Source organism: Paenibacillus sp. FSL L8-0333, assembly GCF_037965665.1.
Lineage (GTDB): Bacteria > Bacillota > Bacilli > Paenibacillales > Paenibacillaceae > Paenibacillus_AQ > Paenibacillus_AQ odorifer.
Genome location: NZ_CP150186.1, coordinates 6,658,460 through 6,669,318, shown reverse-complemented (window position 1 = coordinate 6,669,318; position 10,859 = coordinate 6,658,460). Strand labels below are relative to the sequence as shown.

Annotated in this window: 8 protein-coding genes; 5 read left to right on the top strand and 3 right to left on the bottom strand. The window is 44.1% G+C overall.

From position 1 onward, the window contains the following. Positions 1-28: 28 nt before the first annotated feature. The 3 genes from NYE72_RS29735 (at position 29) to NYE72_RS29725 (ending at position 6,480) form a co-directional block, all read left to right on the top strand. Positions 29-664, top strand: coding sequence for a response regulator transcription factor (locus tag NYE72_RS29735; RefSeq protein ID WP_038573832.1), 636 nt, complete (start codon positions 29-31; stop codon positions 662-664). An 84-nt stretch (positions 665-748) separates the two neighbouring features. Further along, the gene (locus NYE72_RS29730; protein ID WP_038573830.1) at positions 749-5,830 is read left to right on the top strand and encodes an AAA family ATPase; all 5,082 of its coding nucleotides are present in this window, start codon (positions 749-751) and stop codon (positions 5,828-5,830) included. Continuing rightward, positions 5,827-6,480 (top strand): response regulator transcription factor, encoded by a 654-nt coding sequence (locus NYE72_RS29725; RefSeq protein WP_038573828.1) that lies wholly within the window; start codon positions 5,827-5,829, stop codon positions 6,478-6,480. Before NYE72_RS29730 ends, NYE72_RS29725 begins: the two co-directional genes overlap by 4 nt. A gap of 12 nt (positions 6,481-6,492) precedes the next feature. On the opposite strand, the gene NYE72_RS29720 is transcribed toward NYE72_RS29725, so the two are convergent. Both NYE72_RS29720 and NYE72_RS29715 read right to left on the bottom strand, forming a co-directional pair. After that, positions 6,493-6,903: a DUF2752 domain-containing protein gene (locus NYE72_RS29720; RefSeq protein WP_038573826.1), complete on the bottom strand. Its 411-nt coding sequence runs from the start codon at positions 6,901-6,903 to the stop codon at positions 6,493-6,495. Beyond that, on the bottom strand, positions 6,884-7,222 hold the full coding sequence (locus tag NYE72_RS29715; protein WP_051491231.1) for a DUF4234 domain-containing protein: 339 nt from the start codon (positions 7,220-7,222) through the stop codon (positions 6,884-6,886). Before NYE72_RS29715 ends, NYE72_RS29720 begins: the two co-directional genes overlap by 20 nt. 221 nt (positions 7,223-7,443) lie before the next feature. On the opposite strand from NYE72_RS29715, the gene NYE72_RS29710 reads away from it, so the two are divergent. Then, positions 7,444-7,785, top strand: coding sequence for a zinc ribbon domain-containing protein YjdM (locus tag NYE72_RS29710; protein ID WP_036682263.1), 342 nt, complete (start codon positions 7,444-7,446; stop codon positions 7,783-7,785). Between the two features lie 55 nt (positions 7,786-7,840). Here NYE72_RS29710 and NYE72_RS29705 read toward each other — a convergent pair whose 3' ends face one another. Continuing rightward, complete coding sequence (locus NYE72_RS29705; RefSeq protein WP_076140617.1) at positions 7,841-9,505, bottom strand: diguanylate cyclase; 1,665 nt, start codon at positions 9,503-9,505, stop codon at positions 7,841-7,843. A gap of 284 nt (positions 9,506-9,789) precedes the next feature. On the opposite strand from NYE72_RS29705, the gene NYE72_RS29700 reads away from it, so the two are divergent. Then, positions 9,790-10,848 carry an LLM class flavin-dependent oxidoreductase gene (locus tag NYE72_RS29700; RefSeq protein ID WP_076124143.1) on the top strand — a complete coding sequence of 353 codons (1,059 nt, stop codon included), beginning with the start codon at positions 9,790-9,792 and terminating at the stop codon, positions 10,846-10,848. Positions 10,849-10,859 lie beyond the last annotated feature (11 nt).

Sequence of the window (10,859 nt, the reverse complement as noted above, 5' to 3'; positions counted from 1 at the left end):
TGTATGCGGTTTAGAGAGAGGTGTTTCTGTGAAAATCATCATTGTAGATGATCATCCTTTAGTTAGAAGAGGGCTGGCATCTGTCATTGCAATGCAATCGGATATGCAATTTGCAGGTGAAGCTACGACTGGCCCGGAAGCACTTGATGTGATTGAAGAGACAAAGCCAGACATTGTCCTCATTGATCTTAAGCTTGCTGATGAATCAGGACTGGATGTCATTAAGATAGCACGTACCCGCGGCATGGTTAGTAAATTCATACTGTTGACTTCCTCTGCGAGCAGAGAGGATTTTTTGAGGGCTGAAGAAGTACTGGTAGACGGATATGTACTGAAAGAGGCACTGCCGGAGGAATTACTCTTTGCTATCCAGTTGGTGTACAAAGGGAGAAAATATTACGATCCTGGCCTAATGGAAGAAAAGATGCGAATGAGCGCCAGCAGTCCAACAGATGAATTGACACCAAAAGAGAAGGAAGTCCTGATTCAGCTTGGACAAGGTGCTTGCAATAGAGTGATTGCCACACGTCTTTTTATCAGTGAATTTACGGTGAAGAAGCATGTCAGTCAGATTTTAGCGAAGCTGCAGGTTACTGACCGGACACAGGCGGCACTGTGCGCCAACGCGATAGGATTAACGAAATATGAAATGTCTTACGAGTAGAACGGCAAGATCAGATGTTATAATGGCTTTAACTACTTTGCAAGATTGAGTATTCTGTCTAATTGTAATTAGGGAGTGCTGTTGATGTTTGAATTGCCAGGATACCAAACCTTAGATCTGATAGATAATACCGCGGATATCAGATTATACAGACTCCTACGTCAAGAGGACGGCCTAAGGGTTATCGCTAAGACAACAATAGGAGAATACCCGGGAGCTGCCATGGTCGATGCTTTTCGTCATGAGTATGACATGCTTAAGCGACTTTGCGGACGTGGTGCAATAGAGGCGTACAGTTTGGAAATTATGGCGGACCGACCAGTCCTTCTCTTAAAAGATATAGAGGGGAGTACTCTTGGGCAGATCCTGCGTATGCCTGTTAATTCACTGGGTCTTCCAGCGCTGCTTCGGATCGCTACAGCTATTGCTGATTGTCTTATGCAAATTCATCGTGAAAAAATAACACTAAATGAACTAACCCCCGCTCATCTAATCGTCAATCCCATTACTTTTGAAGTGAAATTTATTGATATAAGAATGTGCTCTACCGAAAACATCACGAGTCCTTTGTCACCGTTAAGCGGTCGGCCCGATGTTCTGCTTCCTTATATAGCTCCAGAACAAACGGGACGAACCGGAGTCAAACCGGATTACCGTTCTGACTTTTATTCGCTTGGGATCATCCTGTATGAATGTCTCTCAGGCAGCCGCCCCTTTGAGCTGCATGATGTTGTTGATATTGTATATCGTCATCTTGCAGATACACCTGAGCCTCTGCACCGCAAGTTCCCCACTATCCCTCTATCGGTCTCTGATATTGTTGGTAAATGCATGGAGAAGATGCCTGAAGCGAGATACGCCAGCGCATTAGGCATTAAATCGGATCTTGAGGAATGTCTATCCCGTCTAGAAGAATCCGGGCATATTGAGCCTTTTCCACTAGGAAGCTGGGATATCCCAGAGCGGTGGATGGTATCAGGACGCTTCTATGGAAGACATCTTGAGCAACAAAGCTTAAGGGAAGCGCTGCAACGAGCATCACAAGGTGCCGTAGAGACGGTCTGGATTAGCGGGGAGAGTGGTATCGGCAAAACAACCTTTCTAAAGGAGACCCTTAGAAATACAGTCTCTTTGGATGGTTTCTTCGCCAGAGGCAAATTCGAATCCCGACATACCTCACTCCCTTATGGCATCTGGCATCAAGTCATAGAAGAGTTGGTTAGTCAGCTGCTGATGGAAACAAAGCTGCAAGTGGAAGTTTGGAAGCTGCGTATTCTACAAGCAGTGGACAATTACGGTCAGTTGCTGATCGATTTTGTTCCTAAGCTTGAACTTTTGATTGGCCCACAACCCTCCGTGCCTTCACTGCCACCGCTGGAAGCTCAGCATCGCTTTCAATTAATCATGAGCCGATTTATTCAACTCTTTCCTCATGAGGATCATCCATTGATCTTGGTATTGGATAATTTGCAATGGGCTGATGATACGTCGCTGCAATATCTCACTTCGCTTATAGAGGATACGGCAACGACTCATCTGCTAATCGTGCTTTCCTATCGCAATCGGGAGATTACAAGGCTGCACCCACTCAGTAGGCTGGAAAAGCATCTGATTGACCGCAACGTAGCGATGAGCAGAATTTCTTTACAAGCGCTTGAACTCACCGATTTAAAACAACTGCTACTTGATGTTATGCGTTACGAGGCAGCTGACTTGGACGAGCTGGCGCGTGTGCTGCTTCATAAGACAGATGGAAACCCGTTATTTATTAAGCAATTCCTTCAAGATTTGATAGATGATCAGCGAGTGGAATTTGATGAGAATATTCGAAGCTGGAAATGGGATCTCCAGCGTATTACTGAATTAAATGTTCCCGATAACGTAGCTTCATACCTTTCAAGTAAATTGCAACAATTTCCTGAACAGACGGTATATGCACTTAGCAGAGCCGCATTCATAGGCAGCCTATTTGATTTACGTACACTTGCTGATATTACGGAGACCCCGATAGAGGCATTGAGCGAAGCGTTGGCGGTTGCTGTACATGGGCGCTTGTTGCAGCCCGTTAACGGGGAGGAATATCCGCATTATAAGTTTCAGCATAACCGCATTCATCAGGCAGCATATGCCTTTATTTCCGAAGAGGAGCGTTCCGAGCTGCATTGGAAGATTGGTCTGTTATTGCTAGGCCGCAGCCCGCTAAGTGAAGGAACGACCCTATTTGAAGCTGTCCAGCATTTGAATCAGGCACTTACATGGTTAGACCGCCCTGAACAGAGGCTTCAACTGGTAGAGCTGAACTTACAGGCAGGGGTAAAAGCGAAGCAAACAACCGCACATGAGACAGCCTTGCAATATATGCTTCAGGCAACGTCATTATTAGCGGAGCAGAGCTGGGAGGCGCAATATGGGCTAACCTTCCGGGTATTTCGTGAGAGGGCGGAGCTCGAATATTTATGTTCCCATTTTGATACGGCTAATGAATTATTCCATCTGTTAATTGATAAAGCTACGACAAATATGGATAAGGCTTACGTCTACGCAATGAAGGTGCAGTTGGAAGCAAGTAATGATAACCACGAAGAGGTGATCTCCTTAGGCCAGCATACCCTATCGTTACTGAAAGTGAAGCATCAATTTGATCCTGGGTATGTTCAATTGACGCTTCAATGGTTGCGATTGCGGCGTAGACTCAAGAAGGTCTCACTCGAATCGCTTACTCTTTTACCTCCAATGACTGATGAAGCACGTAGAATCGCAATGTCTACTTTAGATCATTCGAGCAATGCTTGTTTCTACGTCAATCGAGAAGGGTGGCTCGCTTCTTCCTTCACCATGATTGAATTAACGCTTGATTATGGGATGACTCCGGAGGCTTCCATTGGATTCATAGGTTATGCAATGTTTCAATACTATTACTTCCGTAATGATGAAGAGACATTCAAATGGGCCATGCTGGCATTCAGCTTATCCGAACCCTATCCGAAACAGCATATGACAACCTTAGCTGCGTTCGCCATGTGCTACGACAGCTGGCGGCATTATGATCCTGCTATGCTCCATACATTTACCGAGAAGGCTGGTAAAGTGGGACTGGAATCAGGTGACTTATGGAAGGGCAACCAGAATGTGCTGATCAACTGTGCCTCCCTTTTGCAATTTGGTCATCCTCTCGGCGATATCTATGAGCGATTAATTACTCATTCCGGAGATTTGCTGCGCCATAACAACAGTCTTCATTGTAAGCAGGCTATTGTAGCGGCGGCCATTCTTGTTCGACTGACAGGTTATCGCTCTATAGATGATCCCTTTCCCATCGCGGAGATTAGCGAGCCTGATTTTGCAAAGTCGGTTCATGGGGACACCTTTGATTTTATACAAGAAATGGTCTGGATCTATCAGTATTTGACGGGCTATGTATTTGGAGAATACCGAGAAGCCAGTGAGGCATTAGCCAAATCAGCGGCCATTATAAAATCACGCGAAGATGGCTTAGACAGTCCCATGCAGATCATGTATGAATGTTTAGTCTGGGCTCAGTTGTATGAGGAATATAACGCTGAAGAGCAACGTACATATCGGGCAAAAATGCGTAAATGCTTGAAGAAAATGAAAAATCTTGCCATGCGTTGTCCGGGGAATTATCAGCATAAATATCTGTTGATGAAGGCTGAGTTAACTCGTCTATCGCGAGATCCCCGCCAAGCTGAAGCGTTGTATGAGCAATCCATTGAGACCGCCCGGGTCCACGGTCATATTCACGATTTAGCGATGGCGGCGGAATGTTATGGCAAATATGGGCTTCGTCATGGCAAAATGCATCTGGCAAGAATCTATATGACTGAGGCCTATGAGGCTTATCTGCAATGGGGCGCAAAGGCTAAAGCGGCTGACCTGGAGCAGCAGCATCGCCATTTGCTGCATATTAAACGAGAGCCCGGGCTCGATCGTGTGGATTCCCTTTCTGTGGTAATGTCTGCCCAAGCATTATCGGGCGAGATGGAGATGAGCCGATTATTGGCCACGCTGATGCGAATCATGCTCCACAATGCTGGGGCAGAATATGGGGCTGTTATTTTTGATCATGACGGCAAATGGATGGTGGAAGCTTATGGGACCTCAGAAGCCCAGCATATCGAATCTGTTCCACTTGGGGAAGAATCGGGGTTGGTCCCGGCAGCGATTATAGCTTACGCGGCAAGAACACAAGAACAGGTTGTATTACATGATGCGCTCAGTGAAGGGATATTTACACGTAATACTTACGTTAGGAATAATAGACTGAAATCCGTTCTATGTCTCCCCATCATGAATCAGAATAAATTGGTTTGCCTGCTCTATTTGGAGAATAATCTATCGCCGGGTGTATTTACTCCAAGCAGACTCGATGTGCTCAAGCTGCTTGGTTCACAATGCGCAATCTCAATCGCTAATGCCAAGCTATATTCGGGAATCCAATATCTCAAAAAAAATCTGGAGGATCAAGTGGTAGAAAGAACTCGCAGCCTGGAGCGTTCGATGCGGGAAACATCTGCGGCTTTGGCCGAAGCTACTGTTTTTGAGGAACGCAATCGTATTGCCCAAGAGATTCATGATATTGTCGGGCATACCCTTACATCGACGATTCTGCAGATTGAAGCTGGCAAGCGGCTGCTTCAGAAGAAGGAGATAGACAGCGGCTTTCAGCGTCTGGCAGAAGCCCAGGATCTTGTGCGGCATAGCTTGAATGAAATCCGCGGCTCTGTCCATATGCTGAAAGAGGACAGGTATTCTGACCTAACCGTGATGCTGAGGCAGTTGATTAAAGATACAGAACGCAATGCAGGCGTTGTTGTTCATGCAGTTATTTATGATCTGCCGGAAGCCATGTCAACAGCCTATAAAAAGGCAATCTATCATGCTTTGCAGGAGGGCTTAACTAATGGGATCAGACATGGAAAGAGTGCCGAGTTCCATTTTAGTCTGGAGTCTGTTGGAGCGAACTTGCAGTTTAGACTCAAGGATTGTGGGCTAGGGATGAGTCCAATCGTGATGGGATTTGGACTTAGGACGATGAAGGAACGGGTTGAGCAACTGGGAGGCAGCTTATCCATCGATTCAGAAATGGATGAAGGCTGTTTACTGGAGATTGATCTGCCCATGCGAAGGGTTGTGGATAGAAATTGAGCAAAATAAAAATTGTAATTGCCGATGATCAATTGTTGACGCGGGAAGGACTTCGCACCATTTTGGATCTGGAAGATGATATGGAAGTGGTCGGTGCTGCCAAGAATGGAGAAGAAGCTTGCGAGATGGTTGAAGCACTCCAGCCTGATCTGGTGCTGCTCGATATTCAAATGCCAGTTATGGATGGCCTTAGCGCCTTGAAGCGAATAAAGCAGGTTCGGTCGAACATCTTCATTCTGATTCTGACTACTTTTATAGAGACTGATTATATTGTAGAGGGAATGGCCTACGGAGCAAGCGGCTATATGCTGAAGGACATGGATGCAGATAAAATGATCGCTTCGATTCATGATACGTTATCCGGGCAATTTATTCTGCCAGCTCCGGTAGCAGCCAAACTGGCGTCGAGGATGAACAGGTTAACAGAGGACTATGAACATTGGCAGAGATCGGGTCTGGATCGCATCAGTCTGACAGAACGGGAAGAGGAGCTGGCACAGCTCATTATCCGGGGACTGAACAATCGTGAAATCGCCGATACATTACATATTGCGGAAGGTACGGCGCGTAATTATATTAGCAATCTTTACAGCAAATTAGAAGTGGTTGATCGGGCCCAAGCGATTGTGCGACTGCAAGCTATTTTGTAATAGTTGTTGCTGTTAACGAATTACTGTCGGGGCCAAATATTCAAACAGCGGGAGATTCCTCAGTATTCCAAATGTAACGGTCAGAATCAACATTATAGCCATAATTGCCTGGCTAAGAGGCCGGATTTGCTTCTTATTAGTAATCCAATACAACATATACAGAGGTGCTAAAATAAACAGCAACGGGTTAAATCTAAACGCTTGAATAACGTCGAACTTCAGCAAGGAAAGAATAACTCTTGTGACTCCACATCCGGGACAATACAATCCAGTCCATTCATGAAATGGACAAGGGATACTAATCTTGGTTAAGGGTATCCATGCTTTGAGATAAACTACGCCGACGAGACTTAAGGACACACCCCAAAATAGTTTAGGATGTGTCCTTTTATAAGTCGTAAACTTATACCAGTTTATTAACATCGGATTGTACCAAGGCATACGTGACAATACCCAGACCAAAGAGTGTCAGGATCACATAAAGCACTGAATTATCTGACGGGTATTGGCCGCGCTGTCTTTGAGCTTCAGCAATATGTTTACCTACCTGATAGGCCCAAATGAAGCTCCAGATCCCACACGTAACCAACGTTAAAAGAAAATGTTTTCCTCCTGTAAATGTATAGTCCCCACTCAGTTCGCCTACCTCATTGGTTAGAACAATAAACCAATATATTGTATAGAGCCCACATGTAATTAATGACAAAATAATGGCGAATGCAACACTTCTGCGACTAATCATTACTCACTCTCCTATGTATTTACATAAAAATTCGACATTTCCATCTTATTGAATTAGGAAAAAATATACAAGACAATATTTGAGAATTACTGTCCGCTGTCGAAATCTAGACAAACTTACTGCTGATATCTAGTGGAAACCTTACCAAATATGAAATATACTTTTGAGGCTATGCACTGGAACCACAACTAGATTTACATTAACGAATGGAGGACACTTTGATGTCTACTTTGCCAAATTGCCCGAAATGTAATTCAGAATACACTTATGAAGATGGTAGTTTGCTCGTCTGCCCGGAATGTGCGCATGAGTGGAGCCTCGACACAGAGGCTGAAAGCAGTGAAGAGAACAAGGTTGTCAGAGATGCCAACGGAAATATTTTAAATGATGGAGATGCTATAACTATTATTAAAGACCTTAAAGTAAAAGGAAGCTCATCCGTTCTGAAGATAGGAACAAAGGTGAAAAACATCCGTTTAGTGGACGGAGATCATGATATTGATTGCAAAATCGATGGTTTTGGAGCTATGAAATTAAAGTCCGAGTTTGTTAAAAAGATCTAAAAAATAAGAATCAGCTTAACTTCAACAGAAGTAGGCTGATTCTTTATTTTAAACGTTATCTATTAATTTCAACAATCTGATTTCGTCCGGCATTTTTTGCTTGATATAAGGCTTTGTCCACAGATTCGAATAAATCATTTAGTTGATTGGTCAGGCTTTCTGTATATTGAGCTGCAAAATTACTAATGGACAGCAGTCCCATACTAACAGTAATTGATAGGGCATGAGCAACATCCTCTACATGTACTTTATTAGCTTCTATTATAGATTTGATATGCTTTGCCAAGTGGTTTGCTTGTGTTTGATCTGTATTTGGCAAATAAATGATAAATTCTTCTCCGCCATAACGCGCCAGAATATCTGTCTCCCTCAGCGTTTTTTTAATTACCTCTACCGTGCTGCAAATAACTACATCGCCAATCAAATGGCCGTAATTGTCATTCACTGTTTTGAAAAAGTCGATATCCAGAAGAATGATAGCAAAAGGCTGCTTGAGTTTCATATTTTCTATGATTTCATGCTCTAAGTGTAACGTTAAGTAATGACGATTATAACAACCGGTTAAGCTGTCCGTTATGGCCATCTGCTTAAGTTTTTGGTTGGTCTGCGATAGTTCATTCTGGATTTCAGTTAATGCAGCATTACGCTCTTGCAGGGTCTCGTTCTGGTGATTGGTCTCGGCTATGAGGCGATGCAGCTCGCTTCTGTCCTGAAAAGTAAGAATGCGTCCAACCCTGATTCCACCTACCACAATCGGCGCGGCAGTAATGTTAATGTATGCATTGAGTGAGGTGTAGAATAGTTCAACCTCGGTTCTCTCCATGGGCTGGTTCAAGTATGTATGAAGGAATAAATCGAAAGCTCCGGAAGTTTGCTCCATGGGTGCGATGGTCGACACGTCAAAGCGAGCACCGGTTTGTAGATTGATTCTTGGGAAAAGCGAGCGATTGATTTCTACTACAGTCTCACTATCATCCAGTACAAGAATTCCTTCTGTAATGGTGTCAATGATATCCTGATGGGCGATGGTTACGAGATCAAATATTTTATCCCGATGAATAGCAATTACGAAAAAAATTGCCGAGATTAAGATCCCCAGAGAGGTCAGCCCCGGAATAACTGGATCAGATTTAAGCAACACCACATTAAGAAAAACATCCAATAATATAAATACCGTTAGCACCAGCACCCCTTTGAGCACATGAGCAACCTGTTTTTTGATCCGCTGTGTAGTGTTTGAGACTAGGGCTGAATAGATGATATACAGAGAAATCATTACGCTGGTGGTTAAGAAGATAATAAGCAGCCAAAAAATCGGACCATAATATCTTTCGATATATCCGCCATTCATAGGGAGAACAAAATTTCCGTTTGGATTAGCGATCACTACTACTATGATCAATGCTGCGAGAATGTATAGGATCAGCGTGTTCTTTTTTCGAAGGAGATGTGAATTTCCAGTGAGAAGTATCGTAAAAAGAAGCCAGCCAATCGTTAACAGAACCGAGTCGATAAATGCGAGCTTCACATAAAACAATTGAAACCTGGGATTGTCGGTTGTTTTGATAGCAAATTGACAGAAGGGCCATAACATCATAGTAAAATGAAATACTAAGTATGCTTTATGTAGGTTAGTGATGGTTACAGACGCAAATATGTAGATGAACAAAGCGAACAAAACAAAAAATAATAATAAATCAATCCATGTCATGATATTCATTTCAGTGACACCTTCTCCCACCCGGTTAACAGTTCTTTCATGTTACCTTGAATTTTAATGGTTTGCCATATGATCATTTGTTCTACGAGAACGGCTATTTGTTTAAGAGTGTTTCAACATATTCATTCAAAATCCTCTATTTGTAAGCGTGGTTTTGCAAATTTTAAGGATGAGTTTCTCGACAAACTGGGGTTGGACAGAATGATTAGCTTTTTTAACCTTAACTTGTGTTATAATCAAACAAACAATTTAAAGAGGAAATTATAGTTAAGGGGGATTTGTAAGTGGAAATAGGAATAAGCACGTTCGTAGAAACAACACCGGATGTCCAGACAGGTGAAGTGATAAGTCATGCGCAGCGTTTGCGCGAGGTCGTAGAGGAGATTGTGCTTGCAGATCAGGTGGGTTTAGATATATTTGGCGTGGGCGAACATCATCGTAAAGATTATGCGGCTTCTTCTCCAGCAGTTTTGCTGGCTGCGGCGGCCTCACAGACGACACGGATTCGGCTAACCAGTGCGGTTACAGTACTTTCCTCTGATGACCCAGTACGTGTGTTTCAGGATTTCGCTACCCTTGATGGAATCTCAAATGGACGCGCAGAGATCATGGCAGGCCGGGGTTCTTTTATCGAGTCGTTCCCGCTGTTTGGGTATGATTTGAATCATTATGATGAGCTGTTCGATGAGAAGCTGGACTTGCTGCTCAAAATACGGGAATCCGAAAAAATAACCTGGAGCGGCGTGCACCGTCCTGCCATTAATAATCTGGGGATTTATCCGCGTCCCGTGCAGAATCCTTTGCCAGTATGGATTGGCAGCGGAGGAAATACAGAATCCGTAATTCGTGCAGGTCTACTAGGATTACCGCTTGTGCTGGCTATCATTGGCGGCAGTCCGCTACAGTTTGCTCCGCTCGTGAAGCTCTATAAGAAGGCTGCGGCGCAAGCGGGACATGATGTGTCGAAGCTGCCCGTTGCTTCACACTCACACGGCTTCATTGCAGAGGATAATCAGCAGGCTGCGGATATGTTCTTCCCTTCTACGCAAGCTAGTATGAATGTTATTGGCCGGGAACGCGGATGGGGTCAATACACCCGTGCAAGCTATGATGCGGCACGTAGATTTGAAGGTGCCTTGTACGTAGGTGACCCAGAGACCGTTGCTGAGAAAATCATTCACCTGCGCAAGCAAGTAGGCATCACACGTTTTATGCTGCATGTGCCGCTTGGCACAATGCCTCATAAGGATGTAATGAGAGCCATTGAGCTATTGGGTACCCAAGTAGCACCCATTGTTCGCGCTGAGATATCGAGATGGGAAGCAGAGGTTGAAGCTAAGTAGTAACTATGATC

Bases quoted from the DNA above. Each gene is read 5' to 3' on its own strand.
- NYE72_RS29720 (WP_038573826.1), bottom strand. From the start codon at position 6,903: ATGTTAATAAACTGGTATAAGTTTACGACTTATAAAAGGACACATCCT.
- NYE72_RS29715 (WP_051491231.1), bottom strand. From the start codon at position 7,222: ATGATTAGTCGCAGAAGTGTTGCATTCGCCATTATTTTGTCATTAATT.
- NYE72_RS29730 (WP_038573830.1), top strand. From the start codon at position 749: ATGTTTGAATTGCCAGGATACCAAACCTTAGATCTGATAGATAATACC.
- NYE72_RS29710 (WP_036682263.1), top strand. From the start codon at position 7,444: ATGTCTACTTTGCCAAATTGCCCGAAATGTAATTCAGAATACACTTAT.
- NYE72_RS29705 (WP_076140617.1), bottom strand. From the start codon at position 9,505: ATGAATATCATGACATGGATTGATTTATTATTATTTTTTGTTTTGTTC.